The 21,411-nt window shown below is 72.7% G+C and carries 23 protein-coding genes; 7 read left to right on the top strand and 16 right to left on the bottom strand.

Features of this window, described 5'->3' with window-relative positions:
• Nucleotides 1-17: 17 nt before the first annotated feature.
• From LCN96_RS37940 to LCN96_RS37930, 3 genes are read left to right on the top strand one after another with little or no spacing between them, the layout of a single operon-like run.
• Nucleotides 18-1,217: an alpha/beta hydrolase family protein gene (locus LCN96_RS37940; protein ID WP_225267248.1), complete on the top strand. Its 1,200-nt coding sequence runs from the start codon at nucleotides 18-20 to the stop codon at nucleotides 1,215-1,217.
• 48 nt (nucleotides 1,218-1,265) lie between these two features.
• The gene (locus LCN96_RS37935) at nucleotides 1,266-2,579 is read left to right on the top strand and encodes an FAD-dependent oxidoreductase (RefSeq protein WP_225267247.1); all 1,314 of its coding nucleotides are present in this window, start codon (nucleotides 1,266-1,268) and stop codon (nucleotides 2,577-2,579) included.
• A 10-nt stretch (nucleotides 2,580-2,589) separates the two neighbouring features.
• Nucleotides 2,590-4,203: an AMP-binding protein gene (locus LCN96_RS37930; protein ID WP_225267246.1), complete on the top strand. Its 1,614-nt coding sequence runs from the start codon at nucleotides 2,590-2,592 to the stop codon at nucleotides 4,201-4,203.
• Between the two features lie 4 nt (nucleotides 4,204-4,207).
• On the opposite strand, the gene LCN96_RS37925 is transcribed toward LCN96_RS37930, so the two are convergent.
• The 6 genes from LCN96_RS37925 to LCN96_RS37900 form a co-directional block, all read right to left on the bottom strand.
• The gene (locus tag LCN96_RS37925) at nucleotides 4,208-4,909 is read right to left on the bottom strand and encodes a type 1 glutamine amidotransferase (RefSeq protein WP_225267245.1); all 702 of its coding nucleotides are present in this window, start codon (nucleotides 4,907-4,909) and stop codon (nucleotides 4,208-4,210) included.
• Entirely contained in the window at nucleotides 4,902-5,189 is a 288-nt protein-coding gene (locus LCN96_RS37920; RefSeq protein WP_225267244.1) for a hypothetical protein, read from the bottom strand. Before LCN96_RS37920 ends, LCN96_RS37925 begins: the two co-directional genes overlap by 8 nt.
• Nucleotides 5,186-6,013 (bottom strand): bifunctional 5,10-methylenetetrahydrofolate dehydrogenase/5,10-methenyltetrahydrofolate cyclohydrolase, encoded by an 828-nt coding sequence (locus LCN96_RS37915; RefSeq protein ID WP_225267243.1) that lies wholly within the window; start codon nucleotides 6,011-6,013, stop codon nucleotides 5,186-5,188. The genes LCN96_RS37920 and LCN96_RS37915 overlap by 4 nt, the downstream gene beginning before the upstream one ends.
• Nucleotides 6,010-6,612: a cyclodeaminase/cyclohydrolase family protein gene (locus tag LCN96_RS37910; protein ID WP_225267242.1), complete on the bottom strand. Its 603-nt coding sequence runs from the start codon at nucleotides 6,610-6,612 to the stop codon at nucleotides 6,010-6,012. The genes LCN96_RS37915 and LCN96_RS37910 overlap by 4 nt, the downstream gene beginning before the upstream one ends.
• A gap of 28 nt (nucleotides 6,613-6,640) precedes the next feature.
• Nucleotides 6,641-7,144, bottom strand: coding sequence for a hypothetical protein (locus LCN96_RS37905; protein ID WP_225267241.1), 504 nt, complete (start codon nucleotides 7,142-7,144; stop codon nucleotides 6,641-6,643).
• 79 nt (nucleotides 7,145-7,223) lie between these two features.
• Nucleotides 7,224-8,681: a M1 family metallopeptidase gene (locus LCN96_RS37900; protein WP_225267240.1), complete on the bottom strand. Its 1,458-nt coding sequence runs from the start codon at nucleotides 8,679-8,681 to the stop codon at nucleotides 7,224-7,226.
• Nucleotides 8,682-8,834: 153 nt separating this feature from the next.
• Here LCN96_RS37900 and LCN96_RS37895 point away from each other — a divergent pair, with 153 nt between their 5' ends.
• Nucleotides 8,835-9,746, top strand: coding sequence for an NHL repeat-containing protein (locus tag LCN96_RS37895; RefSeq protein ID WP_225267239.1), 912 nt, complete (start codon nucleotides 8,835-8,837; stop codon nucleotides 9,744-9,746).
• Between the two features lie 34 nt (nucleotides 9,747-9,780).
• On the opposite strand, the gene LCN96_RS37890 is transcribed toward LCN96_RS37895, so the two are convergent.
• The 4 genes from LCN96_RS37890 to LCN96_RS37875 all read right to left on the bottom strand — a co-directional run bounded on the left by LCN96_RS37890 (nucleotide 9,781) and on the right by LCN96_RS37875 (nucleotide 12,918).
• Nucleotides 9,781-10,536, bottom strand: a complete 756-nt coding sequence (locus LCN96_RS37890; RefSeq protein ID WP_311132019.1) for a chitosanase — start codon at nucleotides 10,534-10,536, stop codon at nucleotides 9,781-9,783.
• A 10-nt stretch (nucleotides 10,537-10,546) separates the two neighbouring features.
• On the bottom strand, nucleotides 10,547-11,152 hold the full coding sequence (locus tag LCN96_RS37885; protein ID WP_225267238.1) for an FMN reductase: 606 nt from the start codon (nucleotides 11,150-11,152) through the stop codon (nucleotides 10,547-10,549).
• Nucleotides 11,153-11,184: 32 nt separating this feature from the next.
• Complete coding sequence (locus tag LCN96_RS37880) at nucleotides 11,185-12,303, bottom strand: LLM class flavin-dependent oxidoreductase (RefSeq protein WP_225267237.1); 1,119 nt, start codon at nucleotides 12,301-12,303, stop codon at nucleotides 11,185-11,187.
• A gap of 78 nt (nucleotides 12,304-12,381) precedes the next feature.
• Complete coding sequence (locus LCN96_RS37875; RefSeq protein ID WP_225267236.1) at nucleotides 12,382-12,918, bottom strand: CGNR zinc finger domain-containing protein; 537 nt, start codon at nucleotides 12,916-12,918, stop codon at nucleotides 12,382-12,384.
• Nucleotides 12,919-13,012: 94 nt separating this feature from the next.
• On the opposite strand from LCN96_RS37875, the gene LCN96_RS37870 reads away from it, so the two are divergent.
• Nucleotides 13,013-14,404 (top strand): MFS transporter, encoded by a 1,392-nt coding sequence (locus tag LCN96_RS37870; RefSeq protein WP_225267235.1) that lies wholly within the window; start codon nucleotides 13,013-13,015, stop codon nucleotides 14,402-14,404.
• Between the two features lie 73 nt (nucleotides 14,405-14,477).
• Here the strand turns inward: LCN96_RS37870 and LCN96_RS37865 are convergent, their stop codons facing one another.
• Genes LCN96_RS37865 through LCN96_RS37855 form a run of 3 tightly spaced genes read right to left on the bottom strand, consistent with a single transcriptional unit; the run spans nucleotide 14,478 to nucleotide 16,480 of the window.
• Nucleotides 14,478-15,128: a Rossmann-fold NAD(P)-binding domain-containing protein gene (locus tag LCN96_RS37865; protein WP_225267234.1), complete on the bottom strand. Its 651-nt coding sequence runs from the start codon at nucleotides 15,126-15,128 to the stop codon at nucleotides 14,478-14,480.
• On the bottom strand, nucleotides 15,125-15,706 hold the full coding sequence (locus LCN96_RS37860) for a DUF4291 domain-containing protein (RefSeq protein WP_225267233.1): 582 nt from the start codon (nucleotides 15,704-15,706) through the stop codon (nucleotides 15,125-15,127). The genes LCN96_RS37865 and LCN96_RS37860 overlap by 4 nt, the downstream gene beginning before the upstream one ends.
• 42 nt (nucleotides 15,707-15,748) lie before the next feature.
• On the bottom strand, nucleotides 15,749-16,480 hold the full coding sequence (locus LCN96_RS37855; protein WP_225267232.1) for an IclR family transcriptional regulator: 732 nt from the start codon (nucleotides 16,478-16,480) through the stop codon (nucleotides 15,749-15,751).
• A gap of 71 nt (nucleotides 16,481-16,551) precedes the next feature.
• Here LCN96_RS37855 and LCN96_RS37850 point away from each other — a divergent pair, with 71 nt between their 5' ends.
• Entirely contained in the window at nucleotides 16,552-16,917 is a 366-nt protein-coding gene (locus tag LCN96_RS37850) for a metal-sulfur cluster assembly factor (protein ID WP_225267231.1), read from the top strand.
• Nucleotides 16,914-17,897 (top strand): amidohydrolase family protein, encoded by a 984-nt coding sequence (locus LCN96_RS37845; protein ID WP_225267230.1) that lies wholly within the window; start codon nucleotides 16,914-16,916, stop codon nucleotides 17,895-17,897. Before LCN96_RS37850 ends, LCN96_RS37845 begins: the two co-directional genes overlap by 4 nt.
• Here the strand turns inward: LCN96_RS37845 and rodA are convergent.
• Genes rodA through LCN96_RS37830 form a run of 3 tightly spaced genes read right to left on the bottom strand, consistent with a single transcriptional unit; the run spans nucleotide 17,859 to nucleotide 21,410 of the window.
• Entirely contained in the window at nucleotides 17,859-18,995 is a 1,137-nt protein-coding gene (gene rodA, locus LCN96_RS37840) for a rod shape-determining protein RodA (RefSeq protein ID WP_225267229.1), read from the bottom strand. The genes LCN96_RS37845 and rodA overlap by 39 nt on opposite strands.
• Nucleotides 18,992-20,845: a penicillin-binding protein 2 gene (gene mrdA / locus LCN96_RS37835; protein ID WP_225267228.1), complete on the bottom strand. Its 1,854-nt coding sequence runs from the start codon at nucleotides 20,843-20,845 to the stop codon at nucleotides 18,992-18,994. The genes rodA and mrdA overlap by 4 nt, the downstream gene beginning before the upstream one ends.
• Nucleotides 20,838-21,410, bottom strand: coding sequence for a rod shape-determining protein MreD (locus tag LCN96_RS37830; protein ID WP_397351781.1), 573 nt, complete (start codon nucleotides 21,408-21,410; stop codon nucleotides 20,838-20,840). Before LCN96_RS37830 ends, mrdA begins: the two co-directional genes overlap by 8 nt.
• Nucleotide 21,411 lies beyond the last annotated feature (1 nt).

The following is a 21,411-nucleotide window of genomic DNA, read 5'->3' as shown; positions in this document are numbered from 1 at the left end:
CGGCCTAAGGTATCCCCATGTGCGATGTCCTCGTGATCGTCGGGCCTCAGGTGGTGGCGGACGCCGGGCTGCTCGGTGAGCTCGCCCGCCGTGAGTTCGCCATGCTGGGGGTGCGGGGGCGGGTCGTCCATGCTGCGGATGCCGCCCATGTGAGCGCCTTGGCGCGTGAGGCCGCGGTGGCCGTCGTCGTGCCGGCGCCGGGGGAGCAGACGCCTGGCAGCGGGGTGGTGGTGCCGGTGGACCTCGACCTGGCGGAGGGGGCCACGCACATCCACGGCCGGGGGATCGCGGGGCTGGCCTGGGGGATCCGGCACGCCGTCCACCGGGCTCGTCATCCTTCGGTGCGGCGGGTGGCTTATGGGGCGTCGGCGGAGCAGTGGGGGGAGTTGTACCTGCCGGAGGTGCGGGGGGAGGTGCCGGTGGTGGCGCTGGTCCATGGGGGGTACTGGCGGTCGGTGTGGGCTGCCGATCTCATGGAGGCGCTCTGCGCGGACCTGGTGGGGCGTGGGTTCGCGGTCTGGAACCTGGAGTACCGCCGACCGGACCTGCACGGCTGGGCGGCCACCAGGCACGATGTCGCCGCGGGGCTGGCCGCCCTCGAAAACCTCGGCCCCACCACCGCGCCGGCGCCGGCCGCCGCGTCGGCCGCCGTGCCGGGGTCGGCTTCTGGCGCCACTGCTGGGCCGGAGCCGGGCGTGGCGGCCGGTGCGGTGGTGCCGCCGCAACCGGTGCTCGACCTGGATCGGGTCGCCGTGATCGGGCACTCGGCGGGCGCCCAGCTCGCGCTGCGTGCCGTGGCCGACGGTGCCCGGGTGGCCCTGGCGGTCTCACTGGCAGGCGTGCTGGACCTGGTGACGGCCGACCGCCGCTGGCTCAGCCACGGCGCGGTCGCCGCCGCCCTGGGCGAGAGCGCCCGCGACATCGACGCGCAGGCTGACGGCGATGAAGTGCCGGACGGCGGTGAAGTGCCGGACGGCGAGCTGCGCGCCTCCTCGCCCCTGCTCCGCCTGCCCCTCGGCGTCCCCCAGCTCGTCGTCCAAGGCGGAGGCGACGACGTCAACCTGGTCGACATCTCCCGCCGCTACGCCTCGGCCGCCCGCGAGGCCGGCGACGAGGTGACCTACCTGGAGCTCCCCGGCGACCACCAGGACGTCATCACCCCCGGAACCCCGATCTGGCAGGCCACGGCCACCGCCATCACCACCGCCCTCGCCTAGGCGGACCCTCGCCTGGACAACCCCCGCCGCCCGCCGTACGAAGGAGAGATGGAGGTCACGATCGTCGGCGCGGGACTGGTCGGCTGCCTGCTCGCCTGCTACCTGGCCCGCCGCGGCCACCACGTCACCCTGTACGAACGCCGCCCCGACCCCCGCGACCGCGGCCCCGACCGCGGCAGGTCGATCAACCTGGCCATCTCGCGGCGCGGCATCGACGCCCTGCGCCGCCTGGCGCTCGACGGCAAGGTCCTGCACGCGGCGCTGCCCATGGCGGGCCGGATGATCCACGCGCCCGACGGCGCTCTCACCTTCCAGCCGTACAGCGCGGACCGGTCGCAGGCGATCAACTCCATCGGCCGCGCCGACCTCAACAGGGAGCTGCTGGAGGCGGCGGCCGCGCAGCCGGGCGTGGAGGTGCGGTTCGGGTGCCGGTTGACGGGGCTGGACGAGCGTACGGGACGGCTGCGGTTCGCCTCGGGCGAGGAGGCCGAGGCCAGGGTGGTGATCGGCGCGGACGGCGCGTACAGCGCGGTGCGGGCCAGGCTGCAGCAGCTGCCGGGGGTGAGCTTCAGCCAGGAGTACCTGGACTACGGCTACAAGGAGCTGTCGATCCCGGCAGGGAACGGCGGGTTCGTCCTGGATCCCGGCGCGCTGCACATCTGGCCGCGCGGCCGGTCCATGATGATCGCTCTGCCGAACCCGGACCGCTCGTTCACCTGCACCCTGTTCTGGCCGCACAGCACGCTCGACTCCCTCGACACCCCGCAGCGGATCAGGGCCTACTTCGCCGAGCACTACCCGGACGCGTTCGGGCTGATGCCGGACCTGATCGCCGACTACCGCGCCAACCCGGTCGGTCACCTGGTGACGATGCGCTGCTCGCCGTGGCACGTCCGCAACGCAGACACCGTGGTCGGGCTGGTGGGCGACGCCGCGCACGCCATCGTGCCGTTCTACGGGCAGGGCGCCAACTGCGGGTTCGAGGACTGCGTGGAGCTGGACCGCTGCCTGGACGAGGCGGGCGACGACTTCCCGAGGGCGCTGGAGCTGTTCGAGCGGCGCAAGGCCGACACCGACGTGATCGCCAGGCTGGCGCTGGACAACTTCGTGGAGATGCGCGACAAGGTCGGCTCGCGGCTGTTCCTGGCGGGCAAGCGGCTGGAGCACGCGCTGGAGCGGACGCTGCCCGGCTACGTCTCCCGCTACGAGCTGGTGTCGTTCTCGACGACCCCGTACTCGCAGGTGGAGCGGCGCGTCGCGCGCCAGCGGCGGATCGTGGTGGCGGCGGGCGCGGCGCTCGCCGCGCTGGCTTTCGCGGCGCGTCGCGGCCGGGGACTGGTGCGCACCCCGGAAGCCGACTGACACTGTGGTCATGCTGTCCTACTCCAGCACCACCGCCGACGCCCCGCTCCTCGGCGAGACCATCGGTGAGAACTTCGAACGCACCGTGGCCCGCTTCGGCGACAGGGACGCCCTCGTGGACGTGCCCACGGGCCGCAGATGGACCTACGCGCAGCTCGACGCCGACGTGGCCGACCTGGCCGGAGCGCTGCTGGCCAGGGGCATCGCCAAGGGCGACAGGGTGGGCATCTGGGCGCCCAACAGGGCCGAATGGGTGATCGTCCAGTACGCCACCGCCAAGATCGGCGCGATCCTGGTCAACGTCAACCCGGCCTACCGCACCCACGAGCTGCGGTACGTGGTCGAGCAGTCGGGCATGCGGCTGCTGATCAGCGCCCTGGCGCACAAGGGCAGCGACTACCGGGGCATGATCGAGGAGATCGGCTTCGCCGACGTCGTCTACCTGGACGACCCGAGCTGGGACACCCTGACCGCGACCAGGGCCGGCCAGGCGGAGCTGGCGGCCCGCAAGGCGGAGCTGTCGGCCGACGACCCCATCAACATCCAGTACACCTCGGGCACGACCGGCTTCCCCAAGGGCGCGACGCTGTCGCACCACAACATCCTCAACAACGGCTTCTTCGTCGGCGAGCTGATCCACTACACCGAGGCGGACCGGGTGTGCCTGCCGGTGCCCTTCTACCACTGCTTCGGCATGGTCATGGGCAACCTGGGCGCCACCTCCCACGGCTCCTGCATCGTCATCCCGTCGCCGGGCTTCGACCCCGAGGCCACGCTGCGTGCCGTACAGGAGGAGCGGTGCACCTCCCTGTACGGGGTGCCGACGATGTTCATCGCCGAGCTGGCGCTGGCCGCGAAGTTCGACCTGTCGTCGTTGCGCACGGGCATCATGGCGGGCTCGCCGTGCCCCGTGGAGGTGATGAAGCGGGTCGTCGGCGAGATGAACATGCGCGAGGTCGCCATCTGCTACGGCATGACCGAGACCTCGCCCGTGTCCACGATGACCAGGTCCGACGACGACCTGGCGCGCAGGACCGAGACGGTGGGCCGGGTGATGCCACACGTCGAGGTGAAGATCGTGCACCCGGAGACCCGCCGCACCGTTCCCAGGGGCGAGCCGGGCGAGCTGTGCACGCGCGGCTACTCCGTCATGCTCGGCTACTGGGACGAGCCGGAGAAGACCGCCGAGGCCATCGACGCGGCCCGGTGGATGCGGACCGGGGACCTGGCCACCATGGACGACGACGGCTACGTGAACGTGGTCGGCCGGATCAAGGACATGATCATCCGAGGCGGGGAGAACGTCTACCCGCGCGAGATCGAGGAGTTCCTGTACGGCCACCCCGACATCGCCGACGTCCAGGTCATCGGGGTGCCCGACGAGCGCTACGGCGAGGAGATCATGGCCTGGGTGATCATGCGGCCGGGCGCGGAGCCGCTGACGGCCGAGCGGGTCAGGGAGTTCTGCGCCGGGCGGCTGGCGCACTTCAAGATCCCCCGGTACGTGCGGGTGGTGGCGGAGTTCCCCCTCACGGTGACCGGGAAGATCAGGAAGGTGGAGATGCGCGAGCAGTCGATCGAGCTGCTCGGCCTCCAGGACGCGGCGGCCGTGCGCAACGCCTGACCGCTCACGCCGAGGCGCTCACCCGGGCGGTGACGAGCGCGGCGAACCGGCCGGTCACCGTGCGCCAGACCGGCGTGGAGACCGGCTCGTCCGCCACCGCCCGCGCGTACACCTCGTCGGGGTCGAACCCGTCCACCCGCCACTCCCTGATGCGCGCGGGCAGCACCTCGGGATGGAACTGCACGCCCCACGCCCGCTCGCCCACCCGGAACGCCTGGTACGGGCAGCTCGCGGTCTCGGCCAGGTGCACGGCCGCCTCGGGCAGGCGGGTGACGGCGTCCTTGTGGTGCTCGATCGCGGGCACCACCGGCGGCAGGCCGTGAAAGAGCGGGTCGGCGGCGGCCTCCGGCCTGATCGTGACCGGCAGGCTGCCGTTCTCCGGCGCGCCCACGTCCGCGCGCACCTCACCGCCGGCCACCTGCGCCAGCATCTGGCCGCCCAGGCAGATGCCGAACACCGGCACCCCCTCGGCCAGCGCCTGCCCCATCAGCCGCCGCGCGTCGCGCAGCCACGGGGCCAGGTCGTCGTCGCCGGGCAGGTAGCCGCCGCCCAGCATGATCATGGCGTCGTGGCGCAGCCGGCCGGGCAGCGGCGCGCCCTCGTGGGCGGGCACCACGTCGAGCGTCAGCCCGGCCTCCTCCAGCCATCCGGCCAGGCGGCTCGGGCCGCCGCTCCTGCTGTTCTGGATGACGAGGACGTCAGCCATCGTGGGCCTCCTCCATGAGGTCGAGCGGGGGTTCGCCCACGTCCTCGACGCGGGTGGGCTTGAAGAGATGCCAGACGTGCCCGCCGGGCATCGGCAGGGTCCTGGCGACCAGCGGGTGCTCGGCCCGCCGGGGAAGCACCAGCGCGAGCGACAGGCTGCGGGCCTCGGGGCCTGGTCGCGGCGCGAACGTCTCCTCCACCGTGCAGCCGGGCACGCGGACGTGTGACTGCCTGGTACGGGCGAACTCCCGGTCGCAGGCGGGGCAGACCCATCGGGTCACGGCAGGTTCGCCGCCCTGGCGGTGTGGCGCAGCAGCAGGGCCGTGGTGACCGGGCCGACGCCGCCGGGCACCGGGGTGAGCGCGCCCGCCACCGCCGAGACCGCCTCGAAGTCGACGTCGCCGGTCAGCCCGCCGTCGTCGGTCGGGTTGGTGCCCACGTCGATCACGACCGCGCCCGTCGCCACGTGCGCGGCCCCGATCAGCCCGGCCTTCCCCACCGCCGCGACGAGCACCTCGGCCTGCGAGGTGACGGCCGCCAGGTCGCGGGTGCGCGAGTGGCAGACGGTGACGGTGGCGTGCCGGTCGAGCAGCAGGTGCGCCAGCGGCTTGCCCACCACCGTCGAGCGGCCGACCACCACGGCCCGCCGCCCCGCCAGCTCCACCTCGTAGTGGTCGAGCAGCGCCAGCACGGCCGCCGCCGTGGCGGGCGGGAACGCGGGCAGCCCCGCCGCCAGCCGGCCGAGCGAGAGCGGGTTGGCGCCGTCGACGTCCTTGCGCGGGTCGATGGCCGCGGCCAGCTCCTGCGCCGAGGCGCCAGGGGGCAGCGGGGTCTGCAGCATGAGGCCGTGGACCTGCGGGTCGGCGGACAGCCTGGCCAGCGTCTCGCCGATCTGGGCGGGGTCGGCCCCGGGGCCGAGGTCCACCACGTCGCAGGCGATGCCGACGCCGGCCGCCGCCTTGGCGATCGAGCGGACGTACCACAGGCTCGCCTCGTCGGCGGTGGCCACGACCACGGCCAGCCGTGGCTGCGTGCCCGCGGTGGCCTCGGCCTGGGTCTGGGCCCTGATGGCGGCGGCCAGGTCCTTGCCGGTCAGCGTCTTCAAGAGATCTCCTCGCGTACCTCGGCGGTCACCCAGTCTGCCTTGGCGACGGCCGCGTCCACGCCGGAGACACGGATGTCCAGCTCCTCGCGTACCCGCTCGTCCTTGATGCCGCGCAGGTTGACCTCGACGTTCACCCTGGCCGTGGTGAGGGCGGCGCGGGCGGCGTCGGCCGCGGCGGCGATGTCGGTGACGACGTTGCGGTTGCCGATCGGCAGCAGCAGCTCGCAGAGTTCGACCAGGCGCACGGCGCTCTCGATCACCCTGGCGGGCGGCTCGGCCGCGCCCGCCAGCGCCCTGGCGATGGTGGCGCTGCGCTCCTCGCCCTTGGGCAGCCGGTAGGCGTCGGTGACCGCGGTGAAGGCCGCCGCGTCCTCCTCGGCCAGCCGCAGCGACCGCGCCCGGAGGGTGTCCGTCTCGGCGATCACGGCGACGACGGTCTCGGCGTGGTCGGTGTACTTCTCCCCGGTGGTGTAGCGGGCCACCATGCCGAGCAGCGCGGCGGCCTGTGCCGCGTGCAGGGCCGCCGTGGCGCCGCCCCCGGGTGCGGGCACCCGGTCGGCGAGCTGGTCGAGGAAGTCGACGATCTTCAAGTCGCGCATGGCCGCATTCTGCCAGGCCAGGCGCGGCTCACTCGCGGTACATCGGGCGGGTGGCGTCCTCGGGGTTGTGATGAGGCGGCAGGTACGGCGACTGCGGCGAGGCCGTGCCCCAGGTCGACTCGTACACGACGGGCTCGGCCTCAGCGCGGACCGAGGCCCGCCAGCGCGACGGGAACAGCGAGGCGACCAGCAGCGTCAGGCCGATCACGACCAGCAGCCCGGAGTAGGCCGAGGTGTTGAAGCCGCTGCGCAGCGCGCCGGGCAGCAGGTCCACCGGCAGCAGCCGCACGCCGGTGTAAAGCTCCACGAACGGCATGACGCCGACGGCCGTCAGCGCCAGGCCGCCGAGCAGTGAGGCCACGGGCGACAGGCGGGAGCCGGCCAGGAAGCCCAGGACGACCGCCGTCGCGGCGAGCACGCCGACCGCGACCCACGAGATCTGGAAGGTCTGCTGCGACCGCAGCGTGAACTCACCCACGCCGAACCACAGGCCGGCGGCGACGAGCGGCGGGAGGAGCAGTCCGGCGACCACTCCCAGAGCGTGACGGGCACCGTTTGACATGATTAACCCCGTTTGTTTGGCTCTGTCCCAACCTACTCTCCGGGATCGGTCAGCGTGGCGTGGTCGTCGAGTCCAGCCAGGTGTTGATGAGTTTCGTGAAGTTCCTGCCGGTGTGCTCGTTGATCCACTTCACGAACGCGGCCCTGTCCTGGGTGGTGTTGCGGTGCTCCTGGGGCCAGGCCCTGGTCATGGCCCAGAACTTCCGGTCGCCGAGCCGCTCCCTGATCTCGTGCAACATGATCGCCGGGCTGTAGTAGACGTTGCTCTGGCCGAACGCGTCGCGCCGGTAGTCGCCCGGCGGGCCGTTCTCCCTGCGCAGCGCGGCGTCGTAGCGGCGGATGTTGGCGATGAACTCGTCGATCGTGCCGTCCTCGTGGTCGGCGTACCACTGCATCTCGAAGTACATCGCGAAGCCCTCGTTCAGCCACATGTCGCGCCAGGTGCGCGGCGTGACCGTGTCGCCGAACCAGTGGTGCGCCAGCTCGTGCGCCACCACCGACGGCTCCATGTAGCGGGGGCCGAGCGCGATCATCTGCTGGGTCTCCATGCCGGAGTCGCTGGTGGCCACCAGCCCGGCGCTGGGGAAGGGGTAGGGCCCGAGCTTCTTCTCCAGCCACCGCATGATCTCCGGCATCCGCCGCGCCACCGGCAGCTGCTCGGGCACGTCCTGCGGGCGGATCCAGTAGGTGATCGGGATCCCGCGCGGCCCCTTGTCCTTGAACATCTTGAACTTGTCGGCCGCGAACACCGTCAGGTAGCTCGCCACGGGATCGGTGGACCGCCACTTGAACGTGCTGCTCCCGCCCTCGGTGGTCCTGCCCTGGTACGTCCCGTGCGCGACCCCCGACCACCCCTTCGGCACGGTGATCGCCACGTCGTACAGCGCCTCGTCCGAGGGATGGTCGTTGACCGGGAACCAGGTGAACGCCCCGAACGGCTCCTGCAGCGCCCACGCCCGGCCGCCGCCGCCGATCCGGAAGCCGAGCATGGAGATGTCCTTGCGGCGCTGCTTGGAGTCCACCGGCTTCGGCCTGCCGTGGTAGCTCACGGTCACGACCGTGCCCTGGCCGGCCTCGAGCGGCTCGGGCAGCGGGATGGTCAGGTCGTCGTACCTGCGGGTCGCCTTGACCCGGGCGCCGTCCACCGTGACCTCGTCCACCTTGAGCGCGCGCCCGAAGTCCAGCTTGACCTGGCTGATGGGCCTGGCGGCGCGCACCGTGAGCTTCGCCGTGCCGGTCAGCGTGCGGGCGCCCGGCTTCCAGCCCAGCGCCAGGTCGTAGTGGAGCACGTCGATCGACGGGTTGCCGTAGGCCGGGTAGACGGGGTCGGCGACCGGGCGGGAACGGCCCGCCTCGTACGCGCTCAGGTCGACGGCGGGCCGCTCGCGCTCCACGGGACTGGGCGTGATGGACGTGATCGTCGGCTTCGGCTTCTGTGCCGGCTGAGGGGCGCTACAGGCCGACACGACCAGGACGACGGACATCAGGGATAAAAGGGGCCTCCGCATTCGCGCCAAGGTAGTGACGCCCGCCCACCGGCCACAACGCGTTTTCCCGTTCCGTGATCAGGAAGGCGGGGCTTCCCGACCGTTGCTGAAAGGTCCCTGTGAAGCCGTCCGTGGGTCTTTGCCGGGGCCGGTCGCTTGGGCATCGTGGGCCGCATGAGATCCGCGATCCTGAAGACCGCACTCGGCAGTGCCTTGATCGTCGCCCTGCTCGGCGGAGTGCCGGCGCAGGCGGCGACGAAGCCCGACACGTTCCCGCTGCCCAACGGGTTCCAGCCGGAGGGGATAGCGATCGGGGGCCACTACGCCTACTTCGGCTCACGCGCGACCGGTGACATCTACCGGGCCGACCTGCGTACCGGGAAGGGAGGCGTGATCAGCAAGGGGCCGGGCACGCAGTCGCTCGGGCTCAAGACCGACGGGCGCGGCCGGTTGTTCGTCGCGGGCGGCAACGCGGGGAACGCGCGGGTGATCGACCTGCGCACCGGCGCGGTCATCAAGTCCTACCAGCTCGCCACCGGCACGTCGTTCGTCAACGACGTGATCCTCTTCCGCGGCGCCGCGTACTACACCGACTCGGCCAACCCGGTGCTCTACAAGCTGGACCTCGGCCGGGGCGGCGCGCTGCCCGACGAGGCCGTCAGCATCCCGCTCAGCGGAGCCATCCAGTACACGACCGGCAACAACGCCAACGGCATCGCCCCGAGCCCCGACGGCAGGTCGCTGCTGATCGTCCAGTCCAACACCGGCAAGCTGTTCGAGGCTGACCCGGCCACGGGCGTCACCACCGAGGTGGATCTGGGCGGCGAGCTGCTGACCAACGGCGACGGGCTGCTCCTGGCCGGCCGCACCCTGTACGCCGTCCAGAACCGGCTCAACACGATCGCCGCGATCGGCCTGGCCCGCGACGGCGCCTCCGGCAAGCTGATCAAGCGGATCACCGACGACAGGTTCGACGTGCCCACCACCGTCGCCGCCTTCGGCCGCCGCCTCTACCTGCCGAACGCCCGCTTCACCACCCCGCCGACGCCCGACACCACCTACGACGTCGTGGCCGTCAAGCCCTGACCTCCCGCTCCGGCGCGCCCCCAGGGGCGCGCCCTCACTTCTTGATCGTGTACTTGTCGCCGTAGACCTTCCAGGTCAGCGGCGGCCTCAGGTCGAGGTTGCGGTCGCGCAGGAACACGCGCTGCATCGTGTCGACCCTGCTCGTGTCCTCGTGCGCCTCCTCGGCCTTCATGGCCGCCTTGCGGGCGTCGAGGAACGCGTTCAGGTACGCCACCTCGTCGCCGCCCCGCGCCGGCGGCCTGGCCTTGGCCAGGGCGCTCTTCCTGATGCCGCCGAAGCTCAGCCGGCCGTTGCCGGGGCCGTGCATGACGATGGCGTCGTAGTAGGCGAACTGGCCGAGCGCTCGCAGCCCGTCCTTCTCCGCCTGCCGCACGGCCGGCTTGAAGTAGACGCGGTCGCGCTCGTCGTTCTGGGCCCGCTGGAAGGCCGGGTCCTTGGCGGCCGTCTTCCAGTCCTTGACGAACCTCGCCCCGAGGCCCTCGTGGGAGTCGGTGCCGTTCACCTCGCGCAGGGCCGGCAGGTACCTGGCCAGGACGTTGCCCGGCCTGCGCTTGGTGTAGAGCTCGACCAGCTCCAGCATGTCACCGGTGCCGGAGCAGAACCCGATGATGCCCGCCGTGTAGCCGCGCTCGTCCTCGATGTCCTCGATGTAGCCGTACTGGGCCTTCCAGTCGAGGGAGGAGTTCTCCGCGCTGGACACCAGCCGCATGGCGATGTCCTTCTTGTGCGGCTCGGCGAGTGACGGGGAGGCGACGGTGAGGGAGAGGGACAGCGCGGCGGAGATCAGCACGCAGGGCAACCTACTCCACCGGGCGCAGGGCCGCGAGCTGCTGCTCGAACGGCACGACCGCGACCTCCGGCTCCTGCCTCGCCGGCGCCCGGTGCAGCAGCAGGTCGGCCAGCTCCTGCGCGGCGCGGGCGATGCGCTCGCCGAGCCCGTCGGTGAAGGCGTCCCGGCCGCCTCCCCAGTCCTCCGCCGCCGCGTACACCGCAGTCGGGACGACCACGGCGCGCAGGTAGGCGAACAGCGGGCGCAGCGCGTGCTCCAGCGCCAGCGAGTGCCGGGGGGTGCCGCCGGTGGCCGCGATCAGCACCGGCTTGCCGGCCAGCGCGGTGTTGTCGATCACGTCGAAGAACGACTTGAACAGGCCGCTGTACGAGCCGCTGAAGACGGGCGTGACGGCGATGAGCCCGTCGGCCTGGGTCACGGCCTCGACCACCTCGCGCAGGCGGGTGTTCGGGAAGCCGGTGACGAAGTTGTTCGCGATGTCCACGGCCAGGTCGCGCAGCTCCACCACGCGGACCTCCACCTCCGCCCGCTGCGCCACCGCCTCGGTCAGACGGTCGGCCAGCAGGCGGGTGGAGGAGGGCTGCGTCAGCCCCGCCGTGACGACGACGAGCTTCATGATTCTCCTTCTCGGGCTTTCGTGCTCTCGGCTCAGGCGGTGACGGCCGCTCCGGACGCCGCCGCGTCCTTGGCGGTGCTGTCCCTGACGGCGAGCAGGGAGGCGTGGGTGGGCGCGTCGGGGACGCCGGCCGGGCGGTCCTTGGCGAACTCCTTGCGCAGCACCGGCACGACCTCCTCGCCCAGGATGTCGAGCTGCTCCAGCACGGTCTTCAGCGGCAGGCCCGCGTGGTCCATGAGGAAGAGCTGGCGCTGGTAGTCGCCGAAGAACTCTCTGAACTCCAGCGTCCTGTCGATGACCTGCTGCGGGCTGCCCACGGTGAGCGGCGTCTCGGCCATGAACTCCTCCAGCGACGGCCCGTGCCCGTACACGGGGGCGACGTCGAAGTAGGGGCGGAACTCGCGCACCGCGTCCTGGGAGTTCTTGCGCATGAACACCTGCCCGCCCAGGCCCACGACGGCCTGCTCGGGGGTGCCGTGGCCGTAGTGCGCGTACCGCTGCCGGTAGAGGCTGATCAGCCGCATGAAGTGCTCCTTCGGCCAGAAGATGTTGTTGGCGAAGAAGCCGTCGCCGTAGTAGGCGGCCTGCTCGGCGATCTCGGGGCTGCGGATCGAGCCGTGCCAGACGAACGGCGGCACCCCGTCGAGCGGGCGCGGCGTGCTGGTGAAGCCCTGCAGCGGCGTGCGGAAGCGGCCCTCCCAGTCGACCACGTCCTCGCGCCACAGCTTGTGCAGCAGCGCGTAGTTCTCGATGGCCAGCGGGATGCCCTGGCGGATGTCCTGCCCGAACCACGGGTACACCGGGCCGGTGTTGCCGCGGCCCAGCATGAGGTCCACCCGTCCGTCGGCCACGTGCTGCAGCATCGCGAAGTCCTCGGCGATCTTCACCGGGTCGTTCGTCGTGATCAACGTCGTGGCGGTGGACAACTGCAGCCGCTCGGTCCTGGCCGCGATGTAGCCGAGCATGGTGGTGGGGGACGACGGCACGAACGGCGGGTTGTGGTGCTCACCGGTCGCGAAGACGTCGAGCCCGACCTCCTCCGCCTTGAGCGCGATCGCCAGGATCGCCTTGATCCGCTCGTGCTCCGTCGGGGTCCTGCCGGTGGTGGGGTCCGTGGTGACGTCGCCCACACTGAAGATTCCGAACTGCACTTTAGTCACCAACCCTGACTGTTGAATCTTTGACGGCTACGGTAGCGTTCGCGGCCCCCCGGATATTCCATCATGTGCTCAGCCGTGCTGACGGGCACGGAAGGCGGCCGCCTTGGCCCGGTTGCCGCAGCCCCGCATGTCACACCAGCGGCGCGTGCGCCGGTGTGAGGCGTCGAGGTAGAGCCGCGTGCACGGGTCCGCCTCGCATTCCCTGATCAACGCGGCCTGCGGGCCGCCGAGCAGCTCGGCCGCCGCCCTGGCCGTGCTCGCCAGCGCCGCCCGCACGTCGCCGCCGCGCTCCACGCCTCGCTCGCCGAGCAGCACGCTCGCGGGCGCGTGCCGCGCGGCGGCGTTGAGCGTCTCGCGGTCGCCCGCCTCCATGGCGCTTCCGGTACGCGCGGCGCACGCCAGCCGGTAGATCGCCTCCCGCAACGCCCTCGCCTCGGCCAGGTCGCCGTCGCTCACGGCGGGCCGCTCGTCGAGCAGCCCGGCCGCCACCGTCCAGCGGGCCAGGTCGCCGGGCGTGGCGAGCAGGTCGATGCGCTCGCGCCGCCGGTGCCCGACGGTGCCGGCCAGGTCCAGGCCGAGGTTGCCGCTGATGAAGGTGAAGTCCATGAGGTCGATAGTAACCGCATTGACAAGTTACTTCCGGCGCTGCCAAGGTGAGTAACCGCCAAGCACGGTTACTTATGTGTGGAGGGTGGATCCGATGACGGTGGGCGAACGCGACCGGCACGCGAACGACCAGGGGGATGCGGGCGGAGAGGGCCGGCGGGGGCGGCGCGCGTGCGGCCCGCGACACCGCTGGGTCGTGCTCGCCGTCGGCTTCGGAGCGCAGGCCGCCTTCGCGGCGATGTTCTCCGGCATCCCCGTCACAGGCGTGGCGATGCGGGCGGGCTATCACCTGTCCACGGAGCAGCTCGGCCTGGTGCTCGCCTGCCTCGGGCTCGGCGTGGCGGCCTCCGACCTCGTGTGGGGGCTGCTCACCGACCGCTTCGGTGACCGCCGCGTGCTCCTGACCGGCCTGACCTCGACGGGCGCGCTGCTGGCGGTGATGGCCGCCGCCGTGACCCCGTCCGACGGGGCGGGTGTGGCGCTGCTCGCGCTCTGCCTGGCCGTCGCGGGCGCGCTGGGCGGCAGCGTCAACGGGGCGTCGGGGCGGGCGGTCATGACCTGGTTCGGGGAGGGGGAGCGGGGCTTGGCGATGAGCGTCCGGCAGACGGCCATCCCGGTGGGCGGGGCGGCCGGGGTGGCGTTGCTGCCGTGGCTGGCCGGGTCCTACGGCTTCCGCGCCGCCTACGCCGTACCGGCCGTCTGCTGCCTCGCCGCGGCGGCGGCCACCCACCGCTGGCTCCACGAGCCCACCACCCCCATCACCCCCATCACCCCCACCACACCGCCGACCAGCGCCGGCACCGGCACCACGCCCGCCAGCACGCCCGCCAGCACGCCCGCCAGCGCGTCCGCCATTGCGCCCGCCAGCGCGTCCGCCACTGCCGCGCGACAGGGCGCGCACCCCCGCCTCCCCAGCTCCCCCCTGCGCCGCTGGGACGTGTGGCGGCTGGCCCTCGCAGGCGCCCTGCTCACCATCCCCCAGTTCGCCGTCCTCTCCTTCACCGCGATCTTCCTGCACGACGTCAAGGGCGAGGACGCCACCCTGGCCAGCCTCACGATCGTCATCGCCCAGCTCGGCGGCGCCGCCGCCCGCATCTGGACCGGCCACCGCACCGACCGCACCGGCACCCGCCGCACCCACCTCAGAGCCATCGGCGCCATGTCCGGCATCACCATGGCGGGCGCCGCGGTCCTCACCGACGCCCCCACCCCGCTCACCGTCACGGCCCTGGCCCTCGGCGGCCTCCTGGCCAACTCCTGGCACGGCGTCGCCTACACCGAGATCGCCGCCATGGCGGGCGCGTCCAGGGCGGGCACCGCTCTCGGCCTCCTGGGCACCGCCCTGTTCGCGATGGGCTTCCTGACCCCGCTGCTCATCCCGCTGGTGATCGCGCACGCCTCGTGGGCGGCGGTGTGGGGCCTGGCAGCCGCGGCCGCGCTGCTCGCCATCCCCCTCGCACCGGGCGAGGCGCGAGCCCGCCGGTGAAGCGGGAGCCCGCCGGTGAGGCGTGAGCCCGCCGGTGAAGCGGGAGCCCGCCGATGAGGATCGCCGATGAGGATCAGAGCGCGTTGATGTCGGCGGGCCCGAGAATCCGCTTCGCCGCCCCCCGCTCCGCGACCGCGATCATCGCCCGCCCGACCTGCTCGGTGGTCGTCACCCCTCCCGCGACCAGCCGCCGCACCAGGGGGAAGAGCGGCCGGGTGATCACGTAGGCCGCCTGGTAGAGCCGTGTACGCGAGCGCACCCCGTGCATCGGCTGCACGTACCCGGGCCGGAACAGGTACACCTCCAGCGGCAAGGCGAGCAGCGCGTTCTCGGTCTCCCCCTTCACCCTGGCCCACATCGCCCGCCCCTGCGCGTTCGTCCCGGCACCGGAGACGTACACGAACGTCGACCCGGGGCTGAGCCGGGCCAGCGTCCGGCCCGCCGACAACGTGAAGTCGTAGGTGATGCGCCGGTACTCCGGCTCCCGCATCCCGGCCGACGAGACGCCCAGGCAGAAGAAGCACGCGTCGTACCCGCCCAGCTCGCCCTCGATGGCGGCCAGATCGAGCAGGTCGTCATGCAGGATCTCGCGCAGCTTCTCGTGCGTGACCCCTGTCGAGCTCCGCCCGACCGCCAGCACGGCGGTGACCCGGTTGTCGAGCAGGCACTCCCTGAGCACCCCTCGCCCGATCATGCCGGTCGCCCCGAACAGGATCACTTTCATGCCACGCTCGCCCCGATCGTCTCCGCCAGCTCGCCGGACAGCGGGTAAGGCCGCTCGTCCGGCAGCAGCGCGCCGGCGTCCGCGCCGCTGCGCACCGCCGCACGCACCTCATGTACCCGCTCGGTGATGTCGCTGATCCCCAGCGTCCACTCCGCCACGTACCGTCGCACCGCCTCCCCGGTCAGCCCCACCTGGATCGACCGGTACGGCAGCGCCTGGTGCCGCAGCCCGCGCTCGGGGTCCCACTGGATGCGCACCGGGCTGCGGCGCACCCGCTCGGCCCAGCCCGGCCGCCGGTCGTCGTGGCTGAGGCAGGAGTGGGCCAGCGCCCAGGCGAAGCCCTCGTGACTCAGCTCGATCGCCAGCACCCGCTCCTGGCCGGGCTTGGTGGCGTAGCCGCACCGGTACATCATCCACAGGAACGACGGCTTGATCCACGTCATCCGCTCCCGCTTGAAGGGCGGGACGAAGCGCTGCGCGGCGACGGCGGGGGCGGCGATGGCCGCGTCGTAGGCCTGGTAGACGGTGATCGACCGCTCGGTGTGCAGGGCGCGGATCTGCCGGTGGGGGACGTTCATGGCACCCCAGACTGGCCGATCACGGGCGTGCCGGGCAACGCGTTATCCCAGGTCCCTGACGGCCTGCGCGAGCCGTATCCGGGCGATCTGCGGGATCGACAGGCCCCGGGTCGAGATGCCGATGGCCCAGTCCGTGCCCGGCACGACCGCGCCCGCGCACGCCACCTGCTCCCTGAACTGCCCGTGCTCCTCCACCACCTGCCCCGGCCGTAACCCCGACAGCTCCTGCTCGACGTCGTCCACGCTGACCGGGGTCGAGGAGGTGAAGCGGCGCAGGCCGTACCCGGTCAGGACGCCGCGCCTGGTGCGGGACGGGAGCGAGAGCAGCAGCGCCTTGCCCAGCGCGGTCGCGTGCGGCGCCGTCTCCAGCCCCGCCTGCAGATCCTCCAGGTACGGCGAGCGCGGCCCCTCCGCCACGTCCACCACGACCAGCCGCCCCTCGGAGAGCTGCGCCAGGTAGGCGGTGTGCCCGGTGACGGCGGCCAGGTGGCGCAGCACGGCGGCGGCGCGGGGCGGCCGGTCGAAGGCGTCCAGCATCTCGTGGAAGCGCTCGGCCACCTGAGAGCCGAGCATGTAGTCGCCGTCGGGCCGCCGGTGCAGGTAGCCCTCGTAGCACAGGGTGCGGACCAGATGGTAGGAGGTGGACAGGTTCAGGCCGCAGCGGCGGGCGATGACCTTGACCGACAGCGGGCGGTCGGCGCGCGAGACCTCCTCCAGCACGCGGAGCGCGCGCGAGACGCTGCGGATCAGGTCGCTGGGTGGTTCGCCGGTCATCCATCAAGCATCTGCGCTATCTGAAAACGGGACGCCTACCCCAACAGGCACACCCGTCCGACGATGAGGTCATGCCGGAGATACCGCAGTGGGCCAGTGAGGCGCTGTCCGGGGTCTACGACCCGTGCTGCAGGGAGAAGGGCATCTCCGTCGTCGAGATGGGCCTGATCAGGTCGGTCGAGGTGGACGGCGGCCGGGCCCGCGTCGAGCTGCTGCTGACCTCGGGCTGGTGCCCGTTCGCCGCCAGGGTGCTGACCGAGGTGCGCGACCGCATCGCCGAGCAGCCCGGCGTCACCGAGGCGGAGGTCGAGGTGGTGTGGGACGAGGTGTGGACGACGGACCGGCTCTCCCCGAGGGCCGCCCGGATGCTGCGCTTCCTGCCCGCGCCCGCGCAGGTGCCGGACAAGGCGGCCTACATCGGGAGGGAACTACGGTGATCGACGACTTCTTCGTGTTCGACAGCGTGGCCCACGTGTTCAACTTCGAGCCCAAGAACGCGTTCGGACCGGCGGGCCAGATGTTCTCCAACCACCTGTACGCCTTCCACACCACGCTCACCCCGGAGGGCGAGACCAAGCTGCCGCCCGAGGAGTTCCTGCGGCAGTGGACGATCGAGGACATCCGCCGCATGGTGTTCGAGGAGTCGGACACGGACATGCTGGTGGCCATGCCGCTGCCGCTGACCGACCTCTACCACGACGGCCTGTCGCCGTGGCAGGAGTGCGCGGAGCTGGCGGCCAGGGACCCGGACCGGACGGTGTTCTGGGGCTCGGTCAACCCGCTGGAGGGCCGCAAGGCGCTCGACCTGATGGAGCGGCAGGTAGGGGAGTACAACGCGCGGGCGTTCAAGCTCTACAACGTGCGCTACGACTACGGCTCGCCCTACCCCTGGCGCATGGACGACCCCAGGGTGGCCTTCCCGATCTTCGAGAAGGCGCAGGACCTGGGCGTGAACCTGATCGGCGTGCACAAGGGCGTGCCGCTGGGCCCGCAGCCGATCGAGCACACGCAGACCTGGGACATGGACGGCGCCGCCGCCAGCTTCCCCGACATCAACTTCGTCATCTTCCACGTCGGCCTGCCGTTCCTGGACGAGACCTGCTGGCAGCTCATCCGCTACCCCAACCTGTACGCCGACCTGGCGGCGACGATCAACTTCATCGTCAGGGCGCCCAGGATGTTCGCCGAGATCATCGGCAAGCTGCTCTTCTGGTGCGGCGAAGACAAGATCATCTACGGCTCGGAGGCGCCGATCTTCCATCCGCAGTGGGCGCTGCGGGCGTTCAGGGACTTCACGATCCCGCAGGACCTGTGCGACGGGTACGGCTACCCGCAGCTCACCGACCAGGCCAAGCGCAAGATCCTCGGCGAGAACCTGCTACGCCTGCATGGGCTTGCTCCGGTGCACCGCCTGTAGCAGCCCGATGGCCACCAGCCCGGCGACCGTGGCGGAGCCGCCGTACGAGACGAACGGCAGCGGCACCCCCACGATCGGCATGAGGCCCACGGTCATGCCCACGTTCATGAACGTCTGGAACCCGATCCACGACACCAGCCCGCCCGCCAGCACCGCCCCGTACCGCGAGGCGGCGTGGCGGGCGATCGACAGCGCGCGCCAGAGCAGCGCGAACACGGCCAGCACGATGAGCGCGGCCCCGGCGAAGCCGAGCTCCTCGCCCGCGACCGTGAAGATGAAGTCGGTGTGCTGTTCGGGCACGAAGTGCCCGGCGGTCTGCTCGCCGTTGAACAGGCCCTTGCCGGACAGGCCGCCGGAGCCGATCGCGATGCGGGCCTGGGCGGCGTTGTAGCCGATGCCGCCCGGGTCGGCTCCCGGCCGTACCAGCACGAGTAGCCGTTCGAGCTGGTACGGCCGGACCAGCCCGAGCTGCCACGCCGCCGCGCCCGCTCCCGCCGCCCCCGCGACGAGCACCAGCAGCCACCGTTTGGGCGCCCCCGACACCAGCAGCGCCCCCGCCACCATGGCCGCGAACACCAGCATCGTGCCCACGTCCGGCTGCAGCGCGATGAGCCCGATCGGCACCGCGGCCAGCACCAGCGCCAGCACCACCCCGTCGAACCCCGGCCGCCCCTGCCCGTCGCGCAGCTCGCCCAGCGGCACCGCGAACGCCAGCGCCAGCGCCACCTTGGCGAACTCCGACGGCTGGAACTGCACCCCGGGCGCCAGCACGATCCACGAGTGCGCCCCGTTCACCCGCACGCCCAGCGGGCTCAGCACCCCGGCCAGCGACACCAGGGCCAGCACGTACGCCAGCGGCACGTACGCCCGCAGCACCCGCAGGTCCACCCGCGACACCAGCCACATCAGCACCAGCCCCGCCCCGACGGCCACCGCCTGCCGCACCAGCAGCGCGTGGCCGCCCCCCAACCGGGTGGCCGACCACACCAGCAGCAGCCCCGTCGCGGACAGCGCCAGCGCCAGCAGCGTCAGCACCCGGTCCGGCGGGCCCAGCGAGGGCGCCCACCCGAGCCGTCGTCTCCCGGCCGTCGCGATCATCGCCGCTCCCTGAGCCCGAGGATGCCCTCCCAGATCTCGCGGGCCGCCGGCGCCGCGCCCTCGCCGCCCCTGCCGCCCTCCGGCAGCACGACGACCACGGTGTAGGCCGGGTCGGGCGCGAAGGAGGCGAACCAGGAGGTGTCGCGGTGGCCGAACGACTCCGCCGTCCCCGTCTTCCCGGCCACCGCGATCTTCCCGAACGGGAACCCCTCGAAGGCCCCGGAAGCCGTCCCCGACCGGGGCACCTGGGCGAGCGCCTGCCGGATGAAGCGCAGCGTCGCGGCCGTGGCGGGCAGCCGCCCGGCCACCGGCGGCGTGATCGCCCGCACCGTCGTCCCGTCGGGCCGCACCACCTTCATGCCGACGCGCGGGCTGTGCAGGGTGCCGCCGTTGGCCACCGCCGCGTACGCCCGCGCCAGCTGCAGCGGCGTCACCAGCACGCCGCCCTGCCCGATGGCGAGGTTCGCCGCGTCGCCGCCCCGCCACACGCCGCCGCCCCGGCAGTTCTCCCGCGCGATGGCCGTCAGGTACGCCGCCCGCGCCCGGTCCGTCAGCTCCGGGTACCCCTTGCCGGCCCGGCGGCAGCTCTCCGCCCGGGTGGCCCGCCAGTAGGCCCGCTTCGAGGCCGCGTCGGGCACCGCACCGGCCGCCTCGCCCGGCACGTCCACCCCCGTCGGCCGGCCGAACCCGAACCCGCGGGCCGTGTGCTGCAGGGCGTCGGAGCCGCGCTGCCAGAGCTGGTCGGCCAGCCGGTAGAAGATCGTGTCACAGGAGTGGACCAGGGCCCCGTGCATGGTCATCAGGCCCAGGTCCGCGCTGGCGAAGTTGCGGAACACCCGGTCGCCGACGGTGTAGCCGGACGGGCAGTCGTAGGTGGCGCCGAGCCCGTACCCGGCCGACGCCGCCGCCACCACCGAGGCGACCTTCCACGTCGAGCCGGGCGCCCACTCACCCTGCACGGCCTGTGACAGCAGCGGCAGCGACCGGTACTCGCGCGCCGTCACGCCGTCCGTCCACACCCCCGGGTCGTACGCGGGCCGCCCCGCCAGCGCCACCACACGGCCCGTGCCCGACTCCAGCACCACGGCCGCGCCCGACGAGGCGCCGCTGCCGGCCACGGCCCTGGCCAGCGCCCGCTCCGCGATCGTCTGGATGCGGGAGTCGAGGCTGGTCACGAGCGTGTTCCCGGGCACCGGCGGGTTCTGGCGGAGCGTCCTGGTGACGCGGCCCGTGTTATCCACGGCCACGTCCCTGCGCCCGGCCCGGCCGGCCAGATCGCGGTCGTAGGCCGCTTCGAGCCCGTCGCGGCCCCGGGCGCCCTGGACGTAGCCGAGCGTGTGCGCCGCCGCCGCGCCGTGCGGGTGCACGCGGACCGGGCGCAGCTCCGTGCGAACGCCCGGGAAGTCCTGCTGCCGCTCGCTGATCTGCAGCGCCACCGGCACGCTCATGTCCTGCGCGACCGGGATCGGCTCGTACGGCGACCCCTGCCAGCACGGCTTGCTCACCCCCGCCTCGCACAGCCGCACCTTCTCCGCGAGCTGCCGGTACGGCTGCCCCAGCGCCTGGCCCAGCCGGGTCAGCACCGCCCGGCCGCCGTCCGGCTGGTGGGCCAGGGCCACGGCGTCCACCGTGACGACGGGGCGGGTGTTGTTGGTGACCAGGGGACGGCCGTGCGCGTCGAGGATCTGGCCCCGGGTGGGCGGCAGCGGCACGCTCCTGATCCGTACGTCGGCCGCAGCCCGCAGGTACGCCTCCCCGTCGACCACTTGGAGGACCCACAGCCGCCCGAGCAGCGTCACCAGCATGGCCACGGCGACCAGCCGCAGCACGACCAGCCTGGCCCTAGACACGGCGCGGCACCACGTGCGAAGGCGTGCTCCCGGAGGAGCCCCGCCGCCCCTCGGAGGAGCCCCGCCGCCCCTCGGAGGAGCGCCGCCGGGCCGCCACGGCTCCTCCGGCGGCCCCGAGCGCCACCGTCCAGAGCAGCGTGAGCGCCGCCCACGACGCCGGCGCCCCCGGCGGCCCCGCCAGCGCCGAGCGCCACGGCTCGTCCCCGAGCCCGACCGCCGCCACCACCTGTAACACCGTGCCCAGCACCGCCCCGAGCCCACCGGCCAGCAGCGGCCTGGCCACGAAGGAGCCCTCGTACGATCTCCCGCTCTCCCGCAGCCGCCCGGCCAGCAGCCCCGTCACCGACAGCACCAGCGCCGTGCGCCCCACGGTCCCGTCGGCGGGCGGCGTCACGTCGGCGGCCAGCCCCGCGGCCAGCCCCGCCACGCACCCCCAGACCGGCCCCCTGGCCAGCGCGAGCCACACCACGGCCAGCGTCACCAGGTCGGGTCCGCCCCACGGCGACCGGTTGACCAGCACCACCTGCACCAGCGGCGCGATGAGCGCCAGCAGCACCAGCGCCAAC

It is taken from the genome of Nonomuraea gerenzanensis (assembly GCF_020215645.1).
Classification (GTDB): domain Bacteria; phylum Actinomycetota; class Actinomycetes; order Streptosporangiales; family Streptosporangiaceae; genus Nonomuraea; species Nonomuraea gerenzanensis.
This window is presented reverse-complemented; position numbering and strand designations above follow the sequence as displayed.

Coding starts and splice junctions, on each gene's coding strand:
- LCN96_RS37940 (WP_225267248.1), top strand. CDS start 18: ATGTGCGATGTCCTCGTGATCGTCGGGCCTCAGGTGGTGGCGGACGCC.
- LCN96_RS37935 (WP_225267247.1), top strand. CDS start 1,266: ATGGAGGTCACGATCGTCGGCGCGGGACTGGTCGGCTGCCTGCTCGCC.
- LCN96_RS37930 (WP_225267246.1), top strand. CDS start 2,590: ATGCTGTCCTACTCCAGCACCACCGCCGACGCCCCGCTCCTCGGCGAG.
- LCN96_RS37925 (WP_225267245.1), bottom strand. CDS start 4,909: ATGGCTGACGTCCTCGTCATCCAGAACAGCAGGAGCGGCGGCCCGAGC.
- LCN96_RS37910 (WP_225267242.1), bottom strand. CDS start 6,612: ATGCGCGACTTGAAGATCGTCGACTTCCTCGACCAGCTCGCCGACCGG.
- LCN96_RS37900 (WP_225267240.1), bottom strand. CDS start 8,681: ATGCGGAGGCCCCTTTTATCCCTGATGTCCGTCGTCCTGGTCGTGTCG.
- LCN96_RS37895 (WP_225267239.1), top strand. CDS start 8,835: ATGAGATCCGCGATCCTGAAGACCGCACTCGGCAGTGCCTTGATCGTC.
- LCN96_RS37885 (WP_225267238.1), bottom strand. CDS start 11,152: ATGAAGCTCGTCGTCGTCACGGCGGGGCTGACGCAGCCCTCCTCCACC.
- LCN96_RS37875 (WP_225267236.1), bottom strand. CDS start 12,918: ATGGACTTCACCTTCATCAGCGGCAACCTCGGCCTGGACCTGGCCGGC.
- LCN96_RS37870 (WP_225267235.1), top strand. CDS start 13,013: ATGACGGTGGGCGAACGCGACCGGCACGCGAACGACCAGGGGGATGCG.
- LCN96_RS37865 (WP_225267234.1), bottom strand. CDS start 15,128: ATGAAAGTGATCCTGTTCGGGGCGACCGGCATGATCGGGCGAGGGGTG.
- LCN96_RS37860 (WP_225267233.1), bottom strand. CDS start 15,706: ATGAACGTCCCCCACCGGCAGATCCGCGCCCTGCACACCGAGCGGTCG.
- LCN96_RS37855 (WP_225267232.1), bottom strand. CDS start 16,480: ATGACCGGCGAACCACCCAGCGACCTGATCCGCAGCGTCTCGCGCGCG.
- LCN96_RS37850 (WP_225267231.1), top strand. CDS start 16,552: ATGCCGGAGATACCGCAGTGGGCCAGTGAGGCGCTGTCCGGGGTCTAC.
- rodA (WP_225267229.1), bottom strand. CDS start 18,995: ATGATCGCGACGGCCGGGAGACGACGGCTCGGGTGGGCGCCCTCGCTG.